Origin of the sequence: Enterobacter ludwigii (genome assembly GCF_001750725.1) — a bacterium.
GTDB lineage: Bacteria > Pseudomonadota > Gammaproteobacteria > Enterobacterales > Enterobacteriaceae > Enterobacter > Enterobacter ludwigii.
In genome coordinates this window covers 787,294-812,122 of record NZ_CP017279.1, presented here as the reverse complement: position 1 = coordinate 812,122, position 24,829 = coordinate 787,294, and the positions used below count along the sequence as shown (strand labels likewise).

Below are 24,829 nucleotides of genomic sequence, written 5' to 3'. Positions count from 1 at the left end.
CTCTTACTGTTCCTCATGGCTTGATTCAGGCTCACGATCCCACGATAAACGAGGGTCGAAGGTCATGGCCGCGAACATGGTCATAATAACGACCAGCGCAAACATTAATGCCCCCATCGCGGGATAAATACTCATCAATCCGCCCATCCGCACCAGTGCAGAGAGAACGGCAATAACAAAAACATCAATCATTGACCAGCGTCCAACAAACTCGACGACTTCATAAATCAGGTGCATGCGTTCGCTGTCGCGTTTGCCATGGCCTTTCGCATCCCAGCAGAGCCAGGCAATAGCGATCATTTTTAACGTGGGTACCATAATACTGGCAATAAAGATCACCCCCGCAACGGGATAGGAGCCTTCACCCCACAGCAGTATTACCCCGGCAAGGATTGTCGAGGGCATTTTGTCACCGAGCAAATCGGTGATCATAATCGGCAGGATATTGGCCGGCAGGTACAACATGATGGAAGTCACCAGCAGCGCCATTGTCCACTGCAGGCTATTTTTACGTCGCACGTATCCTTTTGTTTCGCAGCGCGGGCACACATCCAGATCGGCTGGCAGCACAGCGGTGCAGCATGGGCAAGAACGAAGCCCCTGACGAATGCCTGGCACCCCCACCTTTACCGTCTGCACCAGCGTCGGTGCCGGCGCGATATCGTCCCACGCCCAGCGTCTGTCCACGCACTGGAAGGCGCGCAGTTGCAGCACGCAGTACAGACACCAGGGAACAAAGCTGCTGCCGATACCCACATCGCCATACGCCATCAGTTTGACGAAACTGACCAGGATTCCCGCCAGAAAGATTTCGGCCATACCCCAGCTTTTTAACTGGAACAGGATACGCGCGAGCCAGATTTTAAGCGCGAGGGGCATCGCAACGCGGTTCACCAGCAACAGAATGACGACCAGACAAAAAGCCGGGACGATCTGTACGAACAGGAGGAAAAAGGTGCCGAGGCTGGCATAGTCTTCCGAGAACATAACCCCCGGAATTTCAAGCAAATCGACCTGGCTGGTCATCCCTCCCACCTTCATATAAATGAAGGGGAAGAGATTGGAAAGCAGCAGCATGAACAACGCCGCCAGCGCATAAGCAGTGGGACGCTGCCTTGGTGCGTCCCACTCGGTTGTCAACGTCGTACCGCAACGGGGACACAGGGCTTTATGTCCGTGACCAAGCTCTGGCAACGCCACGAGCATATCGCATTGAGAGCATAATATATGCCTGTCGGCATGGTGCTGGTCACACATATTGTATCCCTGTTTATGCGCCGTTCTTCAGAGACTCAAGGTACTCCCAGCGCTCAAATGCTTCTTCCAGGGCTTTTTCAGCCGCGGACAGTTCTGCCAGTACTTTTTGAGTATAGTCATGCGATTGGGTAAAGAATGACGCATCAGCGACCTGCGCCTGCAGATCTTCAAGTGCGGCTTCCAGCTCTTCAAGACGCTGAGGGAGTCCTTCCAGTTCGCGCTGCAGGTTATAGCTTAGTTTAACCGAGGTTTTCTTGACAGTTTCTGCTTTTGTTACAGCAGGTTCGGAACTGGTTCTGGATTTAGCCTGTTTTAGCGCCTGAGACTGCGACTGCTGTCCTTTCGCATCGTGATAGCCGCCCACATACTGTCCGATTCGCCCTTCACCTTCGAAGATCCAGCACTCGGTCACGGTGTTATCGACGAACTGACGGTCGTGGCTTACCAGCATCACGGTTCCCTGATAGCCGTCGATCAGCTCTTCCAGCAGTTCGAGCGTTTCCACGTCCAGGTCGTTTGTTGGTTCATCGAGGATCAGCAGGTTACTTGGCTTCAGGAACAGACGTGCCAGCAGCAGACGATTTCGCTCACCGCCTGACAACGCGCGTACCGGCGTCAGCGCACGTTTCGGATGGAACAGGAAGTCCTGCAGGTAGCCCAGCACATGGCGCGGCTTACCGTTAACCATCACCTCTTGTTTACCTTCCGCCAGGTTATCCATCACCGTTCTGTCCGGATCCAGCTCCGCACGGTGCTGGTCGAAGTAAGCCACTTCGAGCTTAGTCCCGCAGTGAATGCGGCCGCTGTCAGGCTTCAGCTGATCCAGCATCAGCTTCAACAGCGTGGTTTTACCGCAGCCATTCGGCCCGATCAGCGCGATTTTATCCCCACGCTGAACCTGTGCGGAGAAGTCTTTCACCAGCACTTTGCCATCAACCTGATAGTTGACGTTTTCCATTTCGAAGACAATTTTGCCGGAACGGGAGGCCTCTTCAACCTGCATTCTGGCGCTGCCCATCACTTCGCGGCGCTCGCTGCGTTCACGACGCATCGCTTTCAGCGCGCGAACGCGGCCTTCGTTACGGGTACGACGTGCTTTGATGCCCTGACGGATCCAGACCTCTTCCTGCGCCAGCTTGCGGTCGAATTCAGCGTTCTGCAACTCTTCCACACGCAGGTTTTCTTCTTTCTCCAGCAGATAGGTATCGTAATCGCCAGGGTAGGTCACCAGCTTGCCGCGATCGAGATCGACAATACGCGTGGCCATATTGCGGATAAACGAACGGTCGTGGGAGATGAAGATAATGGTCCCGTTGAAGGTTTTGAGGAACCCTTCCAGCCAGTCTATCGCTTCGATGTCCAGGTGGTTCGTCGGTTCATCCAGCAGCAGCACTTTCGGCCCGCTGACCAGCGCGCGGCCAAGCGCGGCCTTACGCAGCCAGCCGCCTGAAAGCGCCGACAGCTCCATGTCCGGTTCCAGTCCGAGCTGCGCCAGCACTTCATTGATGCGGTTTTCGAGCTGCCACAGGCCGTGGTGATCGAGCATCTCCTGCACTTTCGCCAGTTCGTTAAGATTCTTGTCGCTCGGGTCGGTCATCACCAGGTGAGAAATCTCGTGATAACGCTTCAGGTATTCGGCCTGCTCAGAGATACCTTCGGCAACAAAATCGTAAACGCTGCCGGTCACGTGACGCGGCGGATCCTGCTGCAGGCGAGAGACGATAAGATCCTGCTCGTAAACAATACGCCCGTCGTCCAGGCCCTGTTCGCGGTTGAGGATTTTCATCAGCGTGGATTTACCCGCGCCGTTACGGCCGACCAGACAGACGCGCTCGTTGTCCTCGATGTGCAGTTCTGCATTGTCGAGAAGCGGCGAGTCGCTGAAAGAGAGCCACGCGCCGTGCATACTAATTAAAGACATGTATTATTCCTTTCAGACCGCGGAGATCAACCAGCAGTTATGGATCTGACGATTACGGGCAAAGTCCTGGGACAGCGTTTTTTGGCTAATTTCTTGTGCTTTCAGCCCCAGAGCAGCCAGCCCCTCATGATCCATGCGGAAGCCGCGTTTGTTATTCGAGAACATAATGGTACCGCCCTTACGCAGCAGGCGTTTCAGGTCGGTCATCAGGCGCAGGTGATCGCGTTGAACGTCAAAGCTATCTTCCATACGCTTGGAGTTAGAGAACGTTGGGGGATCGATGAAGATCAGATCAAATTGTTCGTTCGTTTCGCGTAGCCAGCCCAGCACGTCAGCCTGCATCAGACGATGCTGACGCCCGGTGAGACCGTTCAGGCGCAGGTTACGTTCTGCCCATTCCAGGTAAGTACGGGACATATCCACCGTGGTGGTACTGCGCGCGCCGCCAAGGCCAGCATGCACGCTGGCGCTGCCGGTATAGGAGAACAGGTTCAGGAAGTCTTTACCCTTGCTCATCTGGCCCAGCATGCGGCGGGCGATACGGTGGTCAAGGAACAGACCGGTATCCAGATAATCGGTCAGGTTAACCCACAGGCGCGCGTTGTATTCGCCCACCTCGATAAAGTCACCCTTCTCACCCATTTTCTGATACTGATTTTTCCCTTTCTGACGCTCACGGGTTTTCAGCACCAGTTTGTTAGGCGCAATGCCCAGCACCGAAATTGTTGCCGCAATCACGTCCAGCATACGCTGACGCGCTTTTTGTGCATCAATCGTTTTTGGCGGCGCATATTCCTGCACCACAACCCAGTCAGCGTAACGGTCAACCGCCACGTTGTACTCCGGCAGATCGGCATCATACAGGCGATAACATTCGATACCTTCCTGTTTCGCCCATTTTTCGAATTTCTTCAGATTCTTACGCAGGCGGTTAGCGTAATCTTCCGCCACACCCGATGGTTTACTGTCCGCCGCTTTCTCGGCCAGATGGTAGTTTTTCTGCACGCAGTCCAGCGGGCCGTTTTTCGCCTTAAACTGGCGTTCGGCACGCAGTTGCAGACAGCTCAGCAGTTCTGGCGAGGCGCTAAACAGCGACAGGTTCCAGCCGCCAAAGTCATTTTTCATATTACGGCCCAGCAGGCTGTGCAGGGCAATCAGCGCCGGTTCGCTATCAAGACGCTCGCCGTAAGGCGGGTTGCTGATAACGGTACCGTATGGGCCTTTTGGCAGCGGATTGGTCAGGTTCGCCACGTCTTTCACTTCGAAGGTGACCAGCTCGCCGATACCGGCACGGCGGGCGTTGCTGCGCGCACGCTCAATGACGCGTGAGTCGCTGTCAGAGCCGTAGAAATGGGAGGTGTACTCCGCCAGACCTTTACGTGCACGGGTCTGCGCTTCGTCTTTGACCTCTTTCCACAGCGCCTCATCGTGCTGCGCCCAGCCGCTGAAGCCCCAATGGCCGCGGTGCAGGCCCGGTGCGCGGTCGGTGGCCAGCATAGCGGCCTCAATCAGCAGCGTACCGGAGCCACACATCGGGTCGAGCAGCGGTGTGCCTGGCTGCCAGCCGGAACGCATCACGATGGCGGCGGCGAGAGTCTCTTTGATGGGCGCCATACCGGTACGATCGCGATAACCACGCAGGTGCAGACCCGCGCCGCTCAGATCCAGAGAGATACTGGCGGTGTCGCCGTTGAGCCAGACGTTGATCCGCAGATCGGGATTTTCACGATCGACGTTTGGGCGTTCCTTATTTTTACGCGTGAAGCAGTCCACAATGGCGTCTTTAACGCGCAGGGCACCGTACTGGCTGTTGCGGATTTCATCGTTCACGCCATTAAAGTGCACGGCAAAGGTGGCATTCGGGGAGAAGATCTCTGTCCAGTCGATCATCTGTACGCCGGTATAGAGGTCAAGGTCGCTGTAAACCTTGCACTCTTTCATCGGCAGCATGATGCGTGATGCCAGACGGCTCCACATCAGGCTCTGGTAAATAAGCCGTGTGTCGCCCTCAAAATGGACACCACCCTGAACCACCTGGCACTCTTGCGCGCCCAGGGTTTCCAGTTCAGTTTTTAACAGCTCTTCCAGCCCACGGGCCGTACTGGCAAACAGAGAATTCATATCGTCACTTTTACTCTTAGAAAATTGTCGCGCATTATAGCTAATATGGCGTGTATGTCATAAAGTTGAAGGCTTATTTTCATTCGAGGGGCTGTGCAGTGGCGACGTTATCCAGGCTTTTTATTCATCCGGTGAAATCCATGCGCGGGATCGGCGTTTCACACGCGCTGGCCGACATGAGCGGATTTGCCTTCGATCGTATCTTTATGGTCACCGAACCTGACGGTACGTTCATTACCGCACGCCAGTTCCCACAAATGGTTCGCTTTACCCCTTCCCCGCTTTATGACGGTTTGCATCTCACCGCGCCGGATGGCTCCAGCGTGGTGATCCGCTTTGCTGATTTTGCGCCTGTCGAAGCGCCAACGGAAGTGTGGGGCAATCATTTTACCGCGCGCATCGCCCCGGATGACATTAACCGCTGGCTGAGCGGCTTCTTCTCCCGGGATGTGCAGCTGCGCTGGGTCGGCCCGGCGCTGACGCGGCGCGTTAAGCGCCACGAGGCGGTCCCGCTCTCATTCGCGGACGGCTTCCCCTTCCTGTTGACTAACGACGCCTCCCTGCGCGACCTGCAGCGTCGCTGTAAAGCCAGCGTTCAGATGGAGCAGTTTCGTCCCAACCTGGTTGTTACAGGCGCTGACGCCTGGGAAGAGGATACCTGGAAAGTGATCCGTATCGGCAGCGTGGTATTTGATGTCGTGAAGCCCTGCAGCCGCTGTATCTTTACCACCGTCAGTCCCGAAAAAGGCCAGAAACACCCTTCCGGCGAGCCGTTAAAAACCCTGCAGTCATTCCGCACAGCGCAGGACAATGGCGATGTGGATTTCGGCCAGAACCTCATTCCGCGCTCAAGCGGCGTCATCCGCGTGGGCGACGAAGTCGAAATTCTCGCCCGTGGACCCGCAAGAGTGTACGGCGCAGGTCAGGAAGATGAGTTCGTCGACGTTGAGACGCCGGCCAGCTCGCCCGTAGACATTCACTGGCAGGGCACCGTTATCCGCGGCAACAATCAGCAGGTTTTACTTGAACAGCTGGAACAAGCGGGGATCCGCGTACCTTACTCCTGCCGGGCAGGCATCTGTGGGTGCTGTCGAATCAAGCTGGTCGAAGGGGAAGTCAGCGCGCTGAAAAAATCCGCGATTGGCGATGATGGTACAATTCTGTGCTGCAGCTGTATTCCGAAAACGTCGGTACAGCTGGAAGCTTAAACGGCCTGCTCGAGGCTGAAAGCGTCTACGCGTTGCTGCGGTTTCAGCCTGTCATTCATTACCTTAATGGCATCCCCCAGTTGCATCGTCCGCCCGGCAATGGTCACACCGGGCTGGGCCAGCAGACAGAGTGCGGCATTTTCGCCAGGCTCAACCACCAGCAGGCTCACCTCTTCAGCGGTATCGCTCAGGTTTACACTCGCCGCATCGCCGGTGGCGGGGGTCCAGTTCATGCTGTGCGGTAAAAAATGCCAGCTTTTCGGCATTTGCGGTTTCAGGAATCGAATAGCCACTAACGCATTTAATACCAGTTCGGCACGCTGCTCTTTAGAAAGCACCAGGTCGCGGCATTTTTCTTCAAAGGAGAAATAAAGCGCAGCGTCGTCAACACAAAAGCCTGACGGGGAGAAGGCGTCCGGGGTTAACATTCGGCGAGCAAAACGGGAACGAAACAACATACCATTGGCTAAATCGAGCATCATGCGATCATGCTCGTCACAAAAATACCAGCGCCAGTTATCGTCAGGTTTAATTCGCATGTTTCTCTCCCGTCCCCAAACTTCCTGTACTAAAAATGTCCTGTTCGCCGCTTCGTTTATAACACCATTAATAAAAGACTATAATGACTAAATAAGCAACAATGACGGAATATAAAACAACCAGGGCTGGAAATAAAGCCCTGGTTGTCTGATAAAGAGAAAAGATTAGATATGAGTAACGATTTCTTTAATCAGCTGCGGTCCTTTAAAAATAAAACCGGAATAGATTTGCACCAGTGAGGCACCCGCCGCCATCTTCTCGCGAGCCGCGATCACGGAGTCGATACCACCGACGCCAATAATCGGCAGTCGTCCTTTTAATTCTGCTGACAGGGCACGAATAATTTCTGTGCTTTTTAATTGTACCGGACGTCCACTTAACCCACCCGCTTCGTCACAGTTTTTCATTCCCTGAACGAGCGAGCGATCGAGTGTGGTATTGGTCGCAATCACCCCGTCAATATTATGGCGAACTAAACTGTCGGCAACCTGGATCAATTCTTCAGCAGAAAGATCCGGTGCGATCTTAACCGCGACCGGAACATATTTATGGTGGATCGCCTGGAGCTCATTTTGTTTATTTTTAATGGCACTCAGAAGATCGTCCAGTGCTTCGCCATATTGTAAAGAGCGCAGACCCGGGGTATTTGGTGAGGAAATATTCACCGCAATATACCCCGCGTAGGCATAGACTTTTTCCATACAAATCAGATAGTCATCTTTACCCTGCTCTACCGGCGTGTCTTTATTTTTGCCAATATTGATGCCTAATACACCATCAAAATGGGCTTTTTTTACGTTCTCAACAAGGTGATCAACGCCGAGGTTATTAAAGCCCATGCGGTTGATCAGCCCTTCGGCTTCGACCAGGCGGAACAGACGCGGCTTATCATTACCTGGCTGCGGACGCGGCGTGACGGTACCGATTTCGATGGAGCCAAAGCCCATCGCGCCCAGGGCATCAATGCACTCACCATTTTTATCCAGACCCGCCGCGAGACCCAGCGGATTTTTAAAGGTCAGGCCCATGCATTGCACAGGTTTTTCCGGCACGTTTTGACGCACCAGTGCGGCCAGCGGCGTTCCGGTAATACGACGTAACTGCTGGAATGTAAATTCATGAGCGCGCTCAGGATCGAGCTGGAAAAGGGCTTTACGAACGAAGGGGTAGTACATGAACTCTCCTGGATTCCCGGTGTGCAAACCGGGAGGGGATTATGTGCGATCCGGCCCGGAAAGGGAATTGACCTGTGGCAAAAAAAACACCGTTAGACGCAATCGTTTACCTCGCAGCCCCGTTCTTATGCGCTTTTTCGCATTTTAATTGCAGATAAATCATTTAGTGGAATAACCGAGCAGTGTCACACTCCTGAAAATTGTTATGAATGTTAGATAAAAGCAAACAATTAGTTATAAGGAGCATGCATGCGCGTCATAACCCTGGCCGGAAGTCCACGATTCCCCTCTCGCTCCAGCGCGCTGCTGGAATATGCCCGTGAAAAGCTCAATGCTCTGGATGTGGAAGTATGCCACTGGAATCTGCATAACTTCGACCCCGAGGATCTGCTCTACGCCCGTTTTGACAGTCCGGCGCTGCAAACGCTGACTGAACAGCTTAAAGGGGCTGATGGCTTAATCGTGGCGACGCCTATCTATAAAGCTTCGTTTTCCGGGGCCCTGAAAACCCTGCTCGATCTGCTGCCTGAACGTGCGCTGGACGGCAAAGTAGTCCTGCCACTGGCAACGGGCGGCACGGTGGCCCATTTACTGGCGGTGGATTATGCCCTCAAGCCGGTACTCAATGCGCTAAAAGCGCAGGAGATCCTCCACGGCGTCTTTGCCGACGACTCGCAGGTTATCGATTATCAACACAAGCCTCACTTCACGCCGAATCTGCAAACCCGTCTCGACAGCGCCCTGGAAACCTTCTGGCATGCCCTGCACCGCAAAGATATCCACGCCCCGGCGTTTAACCAATCACAGGGAGTCGCTCATGTTTAAAAGATTAACCCGTCTCGGACTGGCCGGGCTGTTGGCGCTCACCTCGCTGGCCCACGCGGCAGAGACGGCGCCTGAACATTTACGCATCGGCTATCAGAAAGGCAGCGTCAGTATGGTGCTGGCTAAAAGCCATCAGCTTCTGGAAAAACGCTTCCCGAAGACCACATTCTCCTGGATTGAGTTCCCTGCTGGCCCGCAAATGCTGGAAGCCCTGAATGTCGGAAGCATCGACCTCGGCAGCACCGGGGATATTCCGCCAATATTCGCGCAGGCGGCGGGGGCCGACCTGGTTTATGTCGGCGTTGAGCCGGCCAAGCCGAAGGCTGAGGTCATTCTGGTCCCTGAAAATAGCACCATTAAGACAGTCGCCGATCTCAAAGGCCACAAGGTTGCATTCCAGAAAGGCTCAAGCTCGCATAACCTGCTGCTGCGGGCCCTGCAGGAGGCGGGGCTTAAATTCACCGACATTCAACCCGTCTATTTGACGCCGGCTGATGCTCGCGCCGCTTTCCAGCAGGGCAATGTCGACGCATGGGCTATCTGGGATCCCTACTACTCCGCAGCTTTACTGCAGGGTGGCGTGCGGGTATTAAAAGATGGCACCACGCTGAAACAAACCGGCTCGTTCTATCTCGCCGCGCGCCCGTATGCGGAAAAGAATGGCGCTTTTATTCAGGATGTTCTCAACACCTTTACTCAGGCGGATGCGCTAACGCAAAGCCAACGTCAGGAAAGCATTACCCTGCTGGCGAAAACCATGGGCTTACCTGAGCCGGTGATCGCGAGCTATCTCGATCACCGTCCACAGACCACCATTACCCCGGTGGACGCACACGTCGCTGCGCTGCAGCAGCAAACCGCAGATCTCTTCTATCAAAATCGCCTTGTTCCAAAACAGGTGAATATTCGCGAACGCATCTGGCAACCCGCAGGCAAAGAAGGAACCAAATCATGAGTCTGAATCTTTTCTGGTTTTTACCCACCCACGGTGATGGACACTATCTTGGCACAGAAGAGGGTTCACGCCCGGTTGACCACGGCTATCTGCAGCAGATTGCGCAGGCAGCTGACCGAATCGGTTTTACCGGCGTACTGATCCCCACCGGACGCTCGTGCGAGGATGCGTGGCTGGTAGCCGCATCGATGATCCCCGTGACCCAACGCCTGAAGTTCCTCGTGGCACTGCGTCCGAGCGTGGTCTCCCCGACCGTCGCGGCGCGCCAGGCGGCAACGCTCGACAGGCTCTCTAACGGCCGGGCCCTGTTTAACCTGGTCACCGGAAGCGATCCGCAGGAGCTGGCGGGTGACGGCGTGTTCCTCGATCACACCGAACGCTATGAAGCGTCCGCCGAGTTCACCCGCGTCTGGCGACGTCTGCTGGAGGGGGAAACCGTCACCTTCGAAGGTAAACATATTCACGTTCGCGACGCCAGGCTCTACTTCCCGCCGGTGCAGCAGCCGCGCCCTCCTCTTTACTTCGGCGGCTCATCAGATGTGGCGCAGGATCTGGCGGCAGAACAGGTTGATCTCTACCTCACCTGGGGTGAGCCGCCCGAGCTGGTCAAAGAGAAAATTGCCCAGGTGCGCGCCAAAGCGGCAGCGCATGGTCGCAAGGTACGCTTTGGTATTCGCCTGCATGTGATTGTGCGTGAAACCAATGAAGAAGCCTGGCAGGCGGCCGACCGGCTGATCGCGCATCTGGATGATGAGACTATCGCTAAAGCTCAGGCGGCGTTTGCGAAAACCGACTCCGTCGGCCAGCACAGAATGGCGTCATTGCACAACGGTAAGCGCGAGAATCTGGAGATCAGCCCGAACCTGTGGGCGGGCGTCGGTCTGGTGCGCGGCGGTGCGGGTACCGCGCTGGTCGGCGACGGTCCAACTGTGGCTGCGCGGATCAATGAATACGCGGACCTGGGTATCGACAGTTTTATCCTCTCCGGTTATCCACACTTGGAAGAGGCCTACAAAGTGGGCGAGCTGTTATTCCCGCATCTGGATGTCGCCATCCCGGACGTACCGCAGCCCCGCCAGCTCCAGCTTCAGGGCGAAGCCGTGGCTAACGAGTTTATCCCGCGAAGAGCAGCACAAAGCTAAGGAGTTGCCATGAATGCCCCCTCACAAAAATGGTTGCTACGTGCCGCCCCATGGTTTTTACCCGTTGGCATTGTGCTTGTCTGGCAACTCGCGTCTTCTGCCGGCTGGCTGTCGAGCCGTATTCTGCCCTCTCCGGAGGGCGTAATAGAGGCATTCTGGTCGCTGAGCGTCAGCGGCGAACTCTGGCAGCATTTGGCCATCAGCTCATGGCGTGCGGTAATTGGTTTTTCGATTGGTGGAAGCATCGGCCTGGTACTGGGTCTGATCAGCGGGCTTTCTCGCTGGGGCGAGCGGCTGCTCGATACCTCCATTCAGATGCTGCGTAACGTGCCGCATCTGGCGCTGATTCCGCTGGTCATTTTATGGTTTGGTATTGATGAGAGCGCCAAAATTTTTCTCGTCGCGCTGGGCACGCTGTTCCCGATTTACATTAATACCTGGCATGGGATCCGCAACATCGATCGCGGACTGGTCGAAATGGCACGCAGTTACGGCCTGTCCGGTTTTGCCCTCTTTATCCATGTGATCCTGCCGGGCGCCCTGCCCTCCATAATGGTCGGCGTGCGCTTTGCGCTCGGCCTGATGTGGCTGACGCTGATTGTGGCAGAGACCATCTCTGCAAACTCAGGGATTGGCTATCTGGCGATGAACGCCCGCGAATTCCTGCAAACGGACGTGGTGGTGGTGGCCATTATCCTCTATGCCCTGCTCGGCAAACTTGCCGACGTCAGCGCCCAGTGGCTGGAACGCAGCTGGCTGCGCTGGAATCCAGCCTATATTTCACAGGAGGCTAAAGCATGAATACTGCCCGACTGACTCAGGGTACACCGCTGCTCCTTAACGGTGTCACGAAGCGCTATGGCGAAAACACGATTCTCAACGCGCTGGACCTGCATATTCCTGCCGGACAATTTGTCGCCATTGTGGGCCGCAGCGGCGGCGGCAAGAGTACGTTGTTACGCCTTTTAGCCGGGCTGGAATCCCCCAACGGCGGCGAAATTCTGGCAGGCGCGACACCGCTGGCCACTATTCAGGACGATACCCGCATGATGTTTCAGGACGCGCGCCTGCTGCCCTGGAAAACGGTGATTGATAATGTCGGACTGGGCCTCAACGGCAACTGGCGGGATGAAGCCCGCCAGGCGCTGGCCGCCGTAGGGCTGGAAAACCGTGCGGGTGAATGGCCTGCGGCGCTCTCCGGCGGGCAAAAGCAGCGCGTGGCGCTGGCGCGGGCGCTGATACATCGTCCGGGCTTGTTGCTGCTGGATGAACCACTCGGCGCACTCGACGCCCTGACGCGAATCGAAATGCAGGACCTGATTGCCGCACTCTGGCAAAAGCATGGCTTTACGGTACTTCTGGTGACGCATGACGTGAGCGAAGCCGTCGCGATGGCAGACCGCGTGCTGCTAATAGAAGAAGGGAAAATCGGTCTTGATGTCACGGTCGATATTGCGCGTCCGCGCCGCGTAGGGTCGGTAAGACTGGCAGAGCTGGAGGCGGAAGTGCTGAATCGGGTGATGAAGCGCGGGGTCAGCGAGCGAGCGTTAATGACGGCTCACGGGTGACATCCTCCCTCTCCCACGGGGAGAGGGAGGATGGGTCTTTCGATCAGGCCAGTGCCTTAGCGATCTTCTCGTACAGATCGCCAGACAGGTTTTCCAGCCCTTTCAGTTGCTCAAGCGCAGCACGCATTTTCGCCTGGCGCTGTGCATCATAGCGTTTCAGACGGATCAGCGGCTCAATCAGGCGTGACGCCACCTGTGGGTTACGGCTGTTCAGCTCGGTCAACATTTCCACCATAAACTGATAACCGCTGCCATCTTCCGCATGGAACGCCGCCGGGTTGCTGCTGGCAAACGCACCAATCAGGGAACGTACGCGGTTTGGGTTGCTCATGGTGAAGGAGCGATGCTTCAGCAGACTGCGTACATTGCTGAGGGCATCGGCCGCCGGGCTGGTGGCCTGCAGGATGAACCACTTGTCCATCACCAGACCATCCTGATGCCACTTGTCATCGTACTCCTGCATCAGCGCATCACGGCACGGCAGTTCGGCGGCAACACTTGCAGCCAGGGCGGCCAGCGCGTCGGTCATGTTGTCTGCTTCGTGATACTGCTTGCTCACCAGCGTGTTTGCCAGCTCGCGCTCACCAAAGGCCAGATAACGCAGGCAGGTGTTACGCAGGGAACGTTTACCGATGTCAGCATGTTCCACACGATAAGCGTCAAGCTTATTGGCGTTGTAGATTGCGAGGAATTCGTCTGCAAGCTCGTTCGCCAGCGTACGGGTCAGCGCTTCACGCACCGCCACAATGGCAATCGGATCGATGATGTCGAACAGTTCGGCGATTTCGCCTGCGGATGGCAACGTCAGAATTTCAGCCGCCAGCGCCGGGTCAATCTTCTCATCCAGCAGGACTGCGCGGAATGCGTCCGCAACGTGAACCGGCAGCGACAGCGGCTGGCCCTGCTGATGACGATTAACGTTCAGCTTGATGTAGGTCGCCAGCAGGCTTTGCGCCGCATCCCAGCGTGAGAAGTCATTGCGCGCATGGCGCATCAGGAACGTCAGTTGCTGGTCACTCCACTTATACTCCAGTTTCACGGGCGCAGAGAATTCACACAGCAGCGCGGGAACCGGCTGGAAATAGACGTTATCAAAGATAAAGGTTTGTTCCGCCTGGGTCACGTTCAGGACGTGGTGGACCGGATGACCGCCCTTCTGCAGCGGGATCACGTTACCCTCGTTGTCATACAGTTCAATACTGAACGGAATGTGCAGCGGGTGTTTTTCTTCCTGCTCTGCCGTTGGCGGCGTGCGCTGGCTGATGGTCAGGGTGTACTGCTCGGTTTCCGGATTGTAGTCGTCTTTGACGGTGACAATCGGCGTCCCGGCCTGGCTGTACCAGCGGCGGAAATGGGAAAGATCGACATTAGACGCATCCTCCATCGCTTGCACAAAATCGTCGCAGGTGGCTGCGCTGCCGTCATGACGCTCGAAGTAGAGCTGCATCCCTTTCTGGAAGTTCTCTTCACCCAGCAGGGTATGGATCATACGGATAATTTCCGCCCCTTTTTCGTACACCGTCAGGGTGTAGAAGTTATTCATCTCGATGACTTTATCGGGACGGATAGGGTGTGCCATTGGGCTGGCATCTTCCGCAAACTGCAGGCCACGCATGGTGCGCACGTTGTTAATGCGGTTCACCGCACGGGAACCCAGATCGGAACTGAACTCCTGGTCACGGAAGACGGTCAGGCCCTCTTTCAGGCTCAGCTGGAACCAGTCACGGCAGGTGACGCGGTTTCCGGTCCAGTTATGGAAATACTCGTGTCCGATGACGCGTTCAATATCCAGGTAATCTTTATCGGTCGCGGTATCGGTACGTGCCAGCACGTATTTGGAGTTAAAGACGTTAAGACCTTTATTCTCCATCGCGCCCATGTTGAAGAAGTCGACAGCAACGATCATATAGATGTCGAGGTCATACTCGAGGCCAAAGCGCTCTTCATCCCACTTCATGGAGTTGATAAGCGAGGTCATCGCCCATGGCGCGCGGTCCAGGTTGCCGCGGTCGACGAACAACTCCAGCGCGACGTCGCGGCCTGAACGGGTTTTGAACGTATCACGCAGCACGTCGAAATCACCCGCCACCAGCGCAAACAGGTAACACGGTTTCGGAAACGGATCCTGCCACTGTACCCAGTGGCGACCGTTTTCCAGCTCGCCTTCACCTACGCGGTTGCCGTTGGAAAGCAGGAACGGATAGAGGGTTTTATCGGCGATGATTTTCGTTGTAAAGCGTGCCAGCACGTCCGGGCGGTCAAGATACCAGGTAATGTGGCGGAAACCTTCGGCCTCACACTGGGTGCACAGGGCCACGCCAGACTGGTAAAGCCCTTCCAGCGCCGTGTTGGCAGCCGGGCTGATTTCATTCACGATGCGCAGCGTAAAGCGTTCCGGCAGGTTGTCGATAATCAGCTGGTTGCCTTCTATTTTATAGTCAGACCATGCTTGATCATTGATCTGCACGGAGACCAGCGTCAGGTCTTCACCATCCAGACGCAGCGGCACAGCCGTCGCGCTCTGGCGTGTGAGCTGGCTTACCGCCGTGACAACGGTTTTAGTGGCATCCAGGTCAAAAGTCAGATCGATATCGCTAATCAGGTAATCCGGCGCACGGTAGTCGTGGCGGTATTTGGCTTGTGGCTGTTGTGTCATAGAAAACCTTATGCATCGTTTGTCGAATAACGAATCCAGTCTATTCCTGTTGTGTAAAACGCGCTATGCAGAATGTTCATCTTTTCAGGTACAAACACCTTTTTCGCTACATTTGTATAACACGGGGCACAAAATGCCCTCGACCATAAAGAGCGCTTATGTTGTGATCGGGGTTCAATAAATCACTAAACAAGGTATACTCCGGAGTTGTTTATTGTACTAAACGCTCCTGTGAGAGGATGCTACTGCGCACCTATGACTCAATTCGCTTCTCCTGTTCTGCATACATTGCTGGATACCGACGCGTATAAACTGCATATGCAGCAAGCCGTTTTCCACCATTACTATGACGTCCATGTCGCGGCGGAATTCCGCTGCCGTGGTGACGACTTGCTCGGTATCTACGCAGACTCCATTCGTGAACAGGTCGATGCTATGCAGCATCTGACGCTGCAGGACGACGAATATCAGTGGCTCTCTGGCCTGCCCTTCTTTAAAGCTGACTACCTGAACTGGCTGCGCGATTTCCGCTATAAGCCGGAGCAGGTGACCGTGGTCAATGATAACGGCAAGCTGGATATTCGTCTTGAAGGCCCGTGGCGTGAAGTGATCATGTGGGAAGTTCCACTTCTCGCGGTGATCAGTGAACTGGCCCACCGCTACCGTTCGCCGGAAACCGGCGTTGAGCAGGCGGTCGCGTCGCTGGAAAATAAACTGGCCGCATTCTCAACGCTGACCGAAGGGCTGGATATGTCCCGCTTCCGCCTGATGGATTTTGGCACGCGTCGCCGTTTCTCTCGCGAAGTGCAGCAGGCTATTGTGAAGCGTCTGCAGCAGGAGCCGTGGTTCGTGGGCACCAGCAACTACGATCTGGCACGTCGTCTGGATCTGACCCCAATGGGTACCCAGGCGCATGAGTGGTTCCAGGCGCATCAGCAGATAAGCCCGGACCTGGCAAACAGCCAGCGTGCCGCACTGGCCGCGTGGCTGGAAGAATATCCCAATCAACTGGGCATCGCGCTTACCGACTGTATTACGATGGACGCGTTCCTGCGTGATTTTGGCCCTGAATTTGCCGAACGTTATCAGGGATTACGCCATGATTCCGGGGATCCGGTTGAATGGGGTGAAAAGGCCATTGCCCATTACGAAAAACTGGGCATTGACCCAATGAGCAAGGTGCTGGTCTTCTCTGATAACCTCGATCTGGCGAAAGCGGTCAATCTCTATCGTCATTTCACCTCCAGAATTAACCTAAGCTTTGGGATTGGCACCCGCCTGACCTGCGACATCCCTCAGGTAAAACCTCTGAACATCGTGATAAAACTGGTGGAATGTAACGGTAAGCCGGTAGCGAAGCTCTCCGATAGCCCCGGTAAAACCATCTGCCATGACAAAGCCTTTGTGCGCGCATTACGCAAAGCATTCGATCTGCCGCAGATCAAAAAAGCCAGTTAACCGCTTTCGGGAGCCTTTCAGGCTCCCCTCTCCTCAATTTATTTCTTAATTCTTCTCTTTTGACTGCGAAATCTGCTTGTCTGATGGCGGATGCCAGGTAACATAGATATCCCCCCCAGTAAGGGTGGACAAGTGTTTATTTTTTCCGACTATTAACAGAGAGAATATTATGAGCGTTGTGCCTGTAGCCGACGTACTCCAGGGCCGTGTCGCCGTTGACCAAGAAGTCATCGTGCGCGGATGGGTGCGTACTCGCCGAGATTCTAAAGCTGGCATCTCCTTCCTTGCCGTCTATGACGGTTCCTGCTTTGATCCTGTACAGGCCGTCATTAATAATTCTCTGCCCAATTACAATGATGACGTTCTGCGCCTGACAACGGGTTGTTCCGTTATCGTAACCGGTGTTGTTGTGGCATCACCTGGTCAGGGTCAGAGTTTCGAAATTCAGGCCTCAGCCATTGAAGTCACTGGCTGGGTTGAAGATCCCGACACCTACCCAATGGCGGCAAAACGTCACAGCATCGAATACCTGCGTGAAGTGGCGCACCTGCGTCCACGCACCAACCTGATTGGTGCGGTTGCCCGCGTGCGTCATACGCTGGCGCAGGCGCTGCATCGTTTCTTCGATGAGCAGGGTTATTTCTGGGTGTCTACTCCACTGATCACTGCGTCCGATACGGAAGGTGCGGGTGAAATGTTCCGCGTTTCTACGCTGGACATGGAAAACCTGCCGCGTACGCCAGAAGGTAAAGTGGACTATGACAAAGACTTCTTCGGTAAAGAGGCCTTCCTGACGGTTTCTGGTCAGCTCAACGGTGAAACTTACGCCTGCGCGCTGTCCAAAATCTACACCTTTGGTCCTACCTTCCGTGCAGAAAACTCCAACACCAGCCGTCACCTGGCGGAATTCTGGATGCTGGAGCCTGAAGTGGCGTTCGCAGATCTGGATGATGTCGCGGGTCTGGCAGAAGCGATGCTGAAATATGTCTTCAAAGCGGTGCTGGAAGAGCGTCCTGATGACATGAAATTCTTCGCAGAGCGTGTCGACAGCGATGCAGTCGCACGTCTGGAGCGTTTCGTCTCAGCAGATTTCGCGCAGGTGGACTACACCGACGCGGTGGCCATCCTCGAGAAATGCGGTGAGAAGTTTGAGAACCCGGTTTACTGGGGCGTTGACCTGGCGTCTGAGCACGAGCGTTACCTAGCCGAGAAGCACTTCAAAGCACCGGTTGTGGTGAAAAACTACCCGAAAGACATTAAGGCCTTCTATATGCGCCTTAACGAAGACGGTAAAACCGTTGCGGCGATGGACGTCCTGGCACCGGGCATTGGTGAAATCATCGGTGGTTCTCAGCGTGAAGAGCGTCTTGACGTACTGGACGCACGCATGGAAGAGATGGGCCTTAATCCTGCGGATTACAGCTGGTATCGCGATTTACGCCGTTACGGTACCGTCCCGCATGCCGGTTTTGGTCTGGGCTTTGAGCGTCTGATCGCCTATGTCACCGGTGTTCAGAACGTCCGTGACGTTATTCCATTCCCACGCACACCGCGTAACGCCAGTTTCTAATCGACTGAATAACAAATGGCCAGCAATTGCTGGCCATTATTTTATTCTGCATTGTCAGTTTTCGTCAGCGCAAAGTCAGCATTTTTAAACCACAACCCCGTTACAACCACTACCTGTTACGTTTTGTTTCCACGAAACATCTACGCACAAAAAATAAACCCTATTCTTATTGCGCTTATTGCAATCTGAAGCAATAGCACAAAATTCAACCAGTTTTACAGCCATCCAGAAGTCTTTTTCGGGTCATAAGAAAAAATGAGCCGTTTGGCTTCTGTTTATACGAATTGCCTTTATCTAAATTAATTATAAGCTTTTCATATAGATATCAAAGTATCTGCCGTTTAATTCGCCAGTGGACGCTGAAATTTGAGGTGGTTCACAAAGTTCCGAAAAATACACATTTAGTTACACATGATTTCTTTTTGTAACTTAATCTTGAGAATTGTAGCACTTTCAGGCTAGCGAAACGGTTCTATGAATGGAAAGATGCCTGTCAGATACATAAAGACACCTAACTCTCATCAATAGTTCCGGAAATATTTATTGACAGAATTTATTGACGGCAGTGGCGAGTGTCATAAAAAAACCAATGAGGGTAATAAATAATGATGAAGCGCAATATTCTGGCAGTGGTAATCCCTGCCCTGCTGGTAGCCGGTGCAGCTAACGCTGCAGAAATCTATAACAAAAGCGGCAACAAACTGGATCTGTACGGGAAAGTGGTTGGTGAGCACGACTTCGTTACCTCTGGTGACAACACTGACAGCAACGACGCTACCTATGCTCAGATCGGTTTCAAAGGCGAGACTCAAATTAACGACCAACTGACTGGTTTCGGTCAGTGGGAATACCGTGCTCTGGCAAGCCAGGCAGAAAGCAACCAGACTCAGCGTACCCGTCTGGCGTTCGCCGGTCTGAAAGCAGGTGATGCAGGTTCCATCGACTACGGCCGTAACTACGGTATCGTATACGACGTAGAATCTTACACCGATATGGCGCCATCTTTCTCAGGTATGACCTGGGCAAACTACTCTGACAACTTCATGACTGGCCGTAACTCTGGTCTCCTGACTTACCGCAACTCTGACTTCTTCGGTCTGGTTGACGGTCTGAGCCTGGGCCTGCAGTATCAGGGCAAAAACGAGCGTACTGACGTGAGAACCGCTAACGGTGACGGTTTCGGTACCTCTGTAGGTTATGAGTTCGGTGAAGGTTTCGGCCTGATCGGCGCATACAGCAACTCTGACCGTACTGACGGGCAATCCGCAGACGGCAAAGGCGAGAAAGCGGAAGCATGGGCTGTTGGTGCTAAATACGATGCGAACAACATCTACCTGGCAACCACCTATGCTGAAACGCGTAACATGACCCGTGAAGACGACGGTTCTTTCGCAAACAAAACGCAGAACTTCGAAGTTATCGCTCAGTACCAGTTCGACTTCGGTCTGCGCCCATCCGTGTCCTACGTGCAGTCTAAAGGTAAAAACCTTGCACAACGTGGCACCTTCGCTGGCGGCGATGCTGACCTGCAGAAATTCGTTGAACTGGGTGCAACTTACTACTTCAACAAAAACTTCAACATCTATGTTGATTACCAGCTGAACCTGATCGACGACACCGACTACTCTCGTAGCGTAGGTATCGTGAACGGTAAAGACGACCAGGTTGCAATGGCTGTGACCTACCAGTTCTAATCAGTACACCACTTTGTTATATGCTTAATGAACAGGGCTTCGGCCCTGTTTTTTTTATGTCTGATAGCAAAAAATGGCGACTTTTGAAAAGCCGCACGCTTTTTGTCGCAAACGGTTGGCATTTTGTAAATCTACCGTTAACCTGATAGCGGATTTCACTTCTGTAATCACAATGGAACTTCGTCATGTTTGAGAACATTACCGCCGCTCCTGCCGACCCTATTCTGGGCCTGGCCGATCTGTTTCGTGCCGACGACCGCCCTGGTAAAATCAACCTGGGTATTGGTGTATATAAAGATGAAACCGGCAAAACCCCGGTGCTGACCAGCGTTAAAAAAGCTGAGCAGTATCTGCTGGAAAATGAAACCACCAAAAATTACCTCGGTATTGATGGTATCCCTGAATTTGGTCGTTGCACTCAGGAACTGCTGTTCGGCAAAGGCAGTGCAATTGTGAGCGACAAGCGTGCGCGTACAGCACAGACCCCTGGCGGTACCGGCGCGCTGCGCGTCGCGGCGGATTTCCTTGCGAAAAACACCTCTGTTAAGCGTGTCTGGGTGAGCAACCCAAGCTGGCCAAACCACAAGAGCGTATTCAACTCTGCAGGCCTGGAAGTACGCGAATATGCTTACTACGACGCGGCTAACCACTCTCTGGACTTCGACGGTCTGCTGGCCAGCCTGAACGAGGCTCAGGCGGGTGATGTGGTGCTGTTCCACGGCTGCTGCCACAACCCAACCGGTATTGATCCAACACTGGAACAGTGGGAACAGCTGGCGAAGCTCTCCGTAGAAAAAGGCTGGCTGCCGCTGTTTGACTTTGCATACCAGGGCTTCGCCCGTGGTCTGGAAGAAGACGCGGAAGGCCTGCGCGCTTTTGCTGCCGTGCATCAGGAACTGATCGTGGCAAGCTCTTACTCCAAGAACTTCGGTCTTTACAATGAGCGTGTCGGTGCCTGTACGCTGGTTGCGGCGAACACTGAAACCGTTGATCGTGCATTCAGCCAGATGAAATCCGTGATCCGCGCTAACTACTCTAACCCGCCTGCACACGGTGCCTCTGTCGTTGCGACTATCCTGAGCAACGATGCACTGCGCGCTATCTGGGAACAAGAGCTGAACGATATGCGTCAGCGTATTCAGCGCATGCGTCTGCTGTTTGTGAACACCCTTGCGGAGAAAGGCGCTGACCGTGACTTCAGCTTTATTATTAAGCAGAACGGTATGTTCTCTTTCAGCGGCCTGACCAAAGAACAGGTTCTGCGTCTGCGTGAAGAGTTTGGCGTCTACGCCGTGGCGTCTGGCCGCGTCAACGTTGCAGGCATGACCCCAGACAATATGGCGCCGCTGTGCGAAGCCATCGTCGCCGTGCTGTAAATTGCACCCATAAAAAAAGCCTGCGTAATGCAGGCTTTTTTTTATTCTGGTTACCAGACAGGCATTTCGTCCTGAAGGAACGGGTTATGGAGTCGTTCATAACCCAGCGTCGACATCGGACCGTGTCCAGGGATAAACGTCACATCATCGCCCAGCGGCAACAACTTCTGTTTAATCGACTGAATCAGCTGTCCGTGGTCGCCACGTGGAAAATCGCTGCGTCCTACGCCACCTTTGAAAATCACATCGCCGGAAATCAGCAGACGGGACTGGTCATCAAAGAAGACAATATGGCCTGGCGTATGCCCAGGACAATGCAACACCTGCAAAGTCACATTCCCTACGTTAACGCGCTCTCCTTCATTTAGCCAGCGATCGGGCGTCAGGGGCAGACACTCATCAAGGCCAAACATGCGGCTCTGGGCTGGTAAACCCTGCAGCCAGAACTCATCTTCTTTTTCCGGACCGATCACAGGCACACCGAAGTGCTGTGCCAGCTCCGCCGCCGCACCAACATGATCAAGATGACCATGCGTCAGTAAAATCTGCATCAGCGTGACACCGCTATCAGCGACTTCCTGCTTGATTTTCTCAGCGTCACCGCCGGGATCGACAAGCGCGGCCAGTTTGGTTTGCTCACACCAGATTAATGAACAATTCTGGGAGAATGCAGTAACCGGAATAATACGATAGTTCATACTGCTCCTGTGTTTCGTTATTACCAGTGCCGGACCGGACCGGTATCAATATGCACAAAGTTGCTACTTGGGTAATATCCTACACCACCTGCGCGCATAGATAACGCAGCTTTGCGAATATTGGCTAACGAAACGCCTTCAATATGGAAATCCATTGCCTGTCCCTTCGTGTGATAGCTTTTTTTCGCTACCCCACGGCTGTGGGCGCGCAGTTCATTATTGGTATCAACAGAGCGATAACCAGAAATAAGCTGCACTGGCTTGCTGGTACCCAGCAGGCCCTGAAGGCGGAATAACTGATCAAACAGTCCTGGGTCGATGGCTTTTATTTTATTCGCGCGGAAATCACGGAAAAAATGGTTAAGTCTTGCTAATTCATCCTGAATATAGCCTCTGCCATCGAAGAACTCCGCTTTTAACGACTCACCGGTGTGGAGATTGTTGAGCGTTAAAACTCGCGGACGAGGTGTCGAGAGGGTGGCAAATGCTGGCGTCGGCAAGATGGCCGCTGCGCCGAGCGCAACACCACCTAACGCCAGCAGTTTGCGGCGATTAGCGTCAAATTTGTCCATGATAATCAGGTCTACAGGTCAATGTTTATCGTAAATATGCTTAGCGCACGAAGGGCACCTTAACTGGCAAAGCCGACTACGTCAAGGCACCCAACCCCAGTAAATACGCGGCCTCCAGCCATATAGCCCCGTATTCACCATTACTTACGACAACCTATTTTCCCGAACTGCTTCATTTACCTGATTAATTGTTCAGCTTTTGGCAAAATTTGTGCGCCGGATCGCGCCGTGAGATCATAATTGTAAATATCTGTACGATACTGCGTCCGCCCGTCCTCACCCACAAACGCCGTCAGATAATAAAGATTGACCGGAATATTATGGCGAATATTAACGTAACGCGTATCCCCCTGCTTCAGGGCGTCAGAGATGCGCGTATCGTTCCAGCCTGCATCCTGCAACAGCATATTAGCCAGCTCCGAGGCTTTATTGACACGCACACAGCCTGAACTCAGCGCGCGGGTGTCTTTCTGGAACAGATTGTGGTTCGGCGTATCGTGCAGATAGATAGCATCTGAACTCGGCATATTGAACTTGTAGCGTCCGAGCGAGTTATGCGCACCGGGTGCCTGCTGGAACCGGAATGGCAGATTAGACGCGGTAATGGTTGACCAGTCGACCATATAGGGGTCTATCGCCTCTTTGCTGTTCCAGCCGCGCATCACCGTATAGCCATGGCGTTCAAGGTAACCCGGATCGTTCCAGACCTTGGGCAGAATGTCTTTACGTGCCAGCGTCGGCGGTACGTTCCACGGCGGGTTAACCACCACGTTGTTCAGCGCACTGCTCATCATCGGCGTTTTGCGATCGGGACGTCCCACAATCACGCGTGACGCCAGCACTTCACTGCCGTTCTGGTAATAGACCAGCGAATACGCCGGAATATTCACCATGATGCCGGTAGAGAGGGTCCCTGGCAGCAAGCGTAAACGCTGGATATTGAGCGCCAGCACCCCTGCCCGCTGCGCAGGTGAGACGTTCAGCCAGTCGCGCGTTGACTGGCCAATCACGCCATCAGCACCCAGCCCCTGAGCAGCCTGAAACTGCTTAACCGCTGCAACCAGCTCCCGATCGTAGGCCGCGGGCTTATCACTCAGAACGGCGGCTTTTTTCTCTTTCACCGGGGCTGACGGGCTGACAACGACGCTTTGCGCATCGTCACCCGGCAGGGCAATTTTAGGCCCGCTATCCAGAATACCGGAGCGTTTGAGGATCTCACGCAGGGCAGGCACATCGCTGCTCCACTGTCCAGGACGCAGCGTCGCGGTACCACGCATCTGCGGCCATGGACGTGAATCCCCGACCAGTTCCAGAAGCGACTGATGCATGGTCGCGTATTGCGGATGTGCCGGCGAGAGGCTCGCAATAAAGCGCGGCAGATCGCCACTATCCAGTGCCAGTTGCCACTGGTTAATTACCGACAGGGCCGGAGTCGCCAGCTTGTAAGGCTTATCGCTGTACAACCAACGGTTACCATTGACCGGAATACCGGCCACAAACTGGAGATACCCCATCATGGCATCGGAAAGCACCACGTCCCGCGCCTGCCCGGTGACAGCAGGATCGGTTAAGAGCTCAACCCATTTTGTGAACTGCGGCTGGAACCCTGCAATGGCGACTTCTGCCAGCTGTTGCTGGAAGGCGCGCACCGCATCACGGTTTTCCCACATGGGTTTCATGTCACGCGCCGCATAGAGCAGCGTGAGCTGACTGGTATAGACAGGCGTGTAGCCTGCTGGCAGCCCAGACAGCAGCTGCTGGCGAAGCGATTCCGCGTCGATGCCTTCTGGCAACGGTTTAATACCGGCCATGATGGCCGTCGCAGGAGACTGCTCCAGCGGTTGAGACAGCGACGTTGGCTGTGTGCCAGTCGTTGCTGTGCTGTCAGTCGGCACAATTTCAGGCTCGTCGGCCTGAGCGGTTAACAGTGGAGCAAACGTCACTGCCAGGCATAAACTTAGCGCAGACAGCTGACGACCACATTTTTTCTTTAGCAACATCCCTTGCCCCCTGTTTTCACGACATGCCCATCACGTTGGGGCTTTCTTTTATTATAGGGTGACGGCAAACCTGTTGCCTTACCTTATGTAAAG

The 24,829-nt window shown here is 54.3% G+C and carries 19 protein-coding genes; 10 read left to right on the top strand and 9 right to left on the bottom strand.

Annotated features, from left to right (window positions below):
* Nucleotides 1–3: 3 nt before the first annotated feature.
* The 3 genes from pqiA to rlmKL are packed head-to-tail and all read right to left on the bottom strand — an operon-like array spanning nucleotide 4 to nucleotide 5,299.
* Complete coding sequence (pqiA, locus tag BH714_RS03725; protein WP_020884797.1) at nucleotides 4–1,257, bottom strand: membrane integrity-associated transporter subunit PqiA; 1,254 nt, start codon at nucleotides 1,255–1,257, stop codon at nucleotides 4–6.
* Nucleotides 1,258–1,270: 13 nt separating this feature from the next.
* On the bottom strand, nucleotides 1,271–3,178 hold the full coding sequence (locus BH714_RS03720; protein ID WP_014169423.1) for an ABC transporter ATP-binding protein: 1,908 nt from the start codon (nucleotides 3,176–3,178) through the stop codon (nucleotides 1,271–1,273).
* A 12-nt stretch (nucleotides 3,179–3,190) separates the two neighbouring features.
* Nucleotides 3,191–5,299 (bottom strand): bifunctional 23S rRNA (guanine(2069)-N(7))-methyltransferase RlmK/23S rRNA (guanine(2445)-N(2))-methyltransferase RlmL, encoded by a 2,109-nt coding sequence (gene rlmKL / locus BH714_RS03715; RefSeq protein WP_040017073.1) that lies wholly within the window; start codon nucleotides 5,297–5,299, stop codon nucleotides 3,191–3,193.
* A gap of 98 nt (nucleotides 5,300–5,397) precedes the next feature.
* Here rlmKL and BH714_RS03710 point away from each other — a divergent pair, with 98 nt between their 5' ends.
* Nucleotides 5,398–6,507 (top strand): YcbX family protein, encoded by a 1,110-nt coding sequence (locus BH714_RS03710; protein ID WP_040017072.1) that lies wholly within the window; start codon nucleotides 5,398–5,400, stop codon nucleotides 6,505–6,507.
* On the opposite strand, the gene zapC is transcribed toward BH714_RS03710, so the two are convergent.
* Nucleotides 6,504–7,046, bottom strand: coding sequence for a cell division protein ZapC (gene zapC, locus BH714_RS03705; protein WP_025204541.1), 543 nt, complete (start codon nucleotides 7,044–7,046; stop codon nucleotides 6,504–6,506). The genes BH714_RS03710 and zapC overlap by 4 nt on opposite strands.
* A gap of 165 nt (nucleotides 7,047–7,211) precedes the next feature.
* A complete protein-coding gene (gene pyrD, locus BH714_RS03700; RefSeq protein WP_020884800.1) occupies nucleotides 7,212–8,222 on the bottom strand; it encodes a quinone-dependent dihydroorotate dehydrogenase in 1,011 nt (336 codons plus the stop codon).
* Between the two features lie 249 nt (nucleotides 8,223–8,471).
* Here pyrD and ssuE point away from each other — a divergent pair, with 249 nt between their 5' ends.
* Genes ssuE through ssuB form a run of 5 tightly spaced genes read left to right on the top strand, consistent with a single transcriptional unit; the run spans nucleotide 8,472 to nucleotide 12,712 of the window.
* Nucleotides 8,472–9,047, top strand: a complete 576-nt coding sequence (gene ssuE, locus BH714_RS03695) for an NADPH-dependent FMN reductase (RefSeq protein ID WP_040017071.1) — start codon at nucleotides 8,472–8,474, stop codon at nucleotides 9,045–9,047.
* A complete protein-coding gene (locus tag BH714_RS03690; protein WP_020884802.1) occupies nucleotides 9,040–10,002 on the top strand; it encodes a sulfonate ABC transporter substrate-binding protein in 963 nt (320 codons plus the stop codon). Before ssuE ends, BH714_RS03690 begins: the two co-directional genes overlap by 8 nt.
* Nucleotides 9,999–11,144, top strand: coding sequence for an FMNH2-dependent alkanesulfonate monooxygenase (ssuD, locus tag BH714_RS03685; RefSeq protein ID WP_014169416.1), 1,146 nt, complete (start codon nucleotides 9,999–10,001; stop codon nucleotides 11,142–11,144). Before BH714_RS03690 ends, ssuD begins: the two co-directional genes overlap by 4 nt.
* A 9-nt stretch (nucleotides 11,145–11,153) precedes the next feature.
* Nucleotides 11,154–11,945 (top strand): aliphatic sulfonate ABC transporter permease SsuC, encoded by a 792-nt coding sequence (gene ssuC / locus BH714_RS03680; protein ID WP_040017070.1) that lies wholly within the window; start codon nucleotides 11,154–11,156, stop codon nucleotides 11,943–11,945.
* Nucleotides 11,942–12,712, top strand: coding sequence for an aliphatic sulfonates ABC transporter ATP-binding protein (ssuB, locus tag BH714_RS03675; protein ID WP_040017069.1), 771 nt, complete (start codon nucleotides 11,942–11,944; stop codon nucleotides 12,710–12,712). The genes ssuC and ssuB overlap by 4 nt, the downstream gene beginning before the upstream one ends.
* Before the next feature lie 43 nt (nucleotides 12,713–12,755).
* Here ssuB and pepN read toward each other — a convergent pair whose 3' ends face one another.
* Nucleotides 12,756–15,368 carry an aminopeptidase N gene (gene pepN, locus BH714_RS03670; protein ID WP_040017068.1) on the bottom strand — a complete coding sequence of 871 codons (2,613 nt, stop codon included), beginning with the start codon at nucleotides 15,366–15,368 and terminating at the stop codon, nucleotides 12,756–12,758.
* 255 nt (nucleotides 15,369–15,623) lie between these two features.
* On the opposite strand from pepN, the gene pncB reads away from it, so the two are divergent.
* The 4 genes from pncB (at nucleotide 15,624) to aspC (ending at nucleotide 21,466) form a co-directional block, all read left to right on the top strand.
* Nucleotides 15,624–16,826, top strand: coding sequence for a nicotinate phosphoribosyltransferase (gene pncB, locus BH714_RS03665; protein WP_040017066.1), 1,203 nt, complete (start codon nucleotides 15,624–15,626; stop codon nucleotides 16,824–16,826).
* A gap of 169 nt (nucleotides 16,827–16,995) precedes the next feature.
* Nucleotides 16,996–18,396, top strand: a complete 1,401-nt coding sequence (gene asnS / locus BH714_RS03660; protein WP_040017065.1) for an asparagine--tRNA ligase — start codon at nucleotides 16,996–16,998, stop codon at nucleotides 18,394–18,396.
* A gap of 605 nt (nucleotides 18,397–19,001) precedes the next feature.
* On the top strand, nucleotides 19,002–20,090 hold the full coding sequence (locus tag BH714_RS03655) for a porin (protein ID WP_020884808.1): 1,089 nt from the start codon (nucleotides 19,002–19,004) through the stop codon (nucleotides 20,088–20,090).
* Between the two features lie 185 nt (nucleotides 20,091–20,275).
* Nucleotides 20,276–21,466 (top strand): aspartate transaminase, encoded by a 1,191-nt coding sequence (gene aspC, locus BH714_RS03650; protein WP_020884809.1) that lies wholly within the window; start codon nucleotides 20,276–20,278, stop codon nucleotides 21,464–21,466.
* 50 nt (nucleotides 21,467–21,516) lie between these two features.
* On the opposite strand, the gene BH714_RS03645 is transcribed toward aspC, so the two are convergent.
* The 3 genes from BH714_RS03645 to ldtD all read right to left on the bottom strand — a co-directional run bounded on the left by BH714_RS03645 (nucleotide 21,517) and on the right by ldtD (nucleotide 24,736).
* Nucleotides 21,517–22,164 carry an MBL fold metallo-hydrolase gene (locus BH714_RS03645; RefSeq protein ID WP_020884810.1) on the bottom strand — a complete coding sequence of 216 codons (648 nt, stop codon included), beginning with the start codon at nucleotides 22,162–22,164 and terminating at the stop codon, nucleotides 21,517–21,519.
* A gap of 20 nt (nucleotides 22,165–22,184) precedes the next feature.
* Nucleotides 22,185–22,736 carry a peptidoglycan L,D-endopeptidase MepK gene (locus BH714_RS03640; RefSeq protein ID WP_014169403.1) on the bottom strand — a complete coding sequence of 184 codons (552 nt, stop codon included), beginning with the start codon at nucleotides 22,734–22,736 and terminating at the stop codon, nucleotides 22,185–22,187.
* Nucleotides 22,737–22,912: 176 nt separating this feature from the next.
* Nucleotides 22,913–24,736, bottom strand: a complete 1,824-nt coding sequence (gene ldtD, locus BH714_RS03635; protein WP_040017062.1) for a L,D-transpeptidase — start codon at nucleotides 24,734–24,736, stop codon at nucleotides 22,913–22,915.
* Between the last annotated feature and the right edge of the window lie 93 nt (nucleotides 24,737–24,829).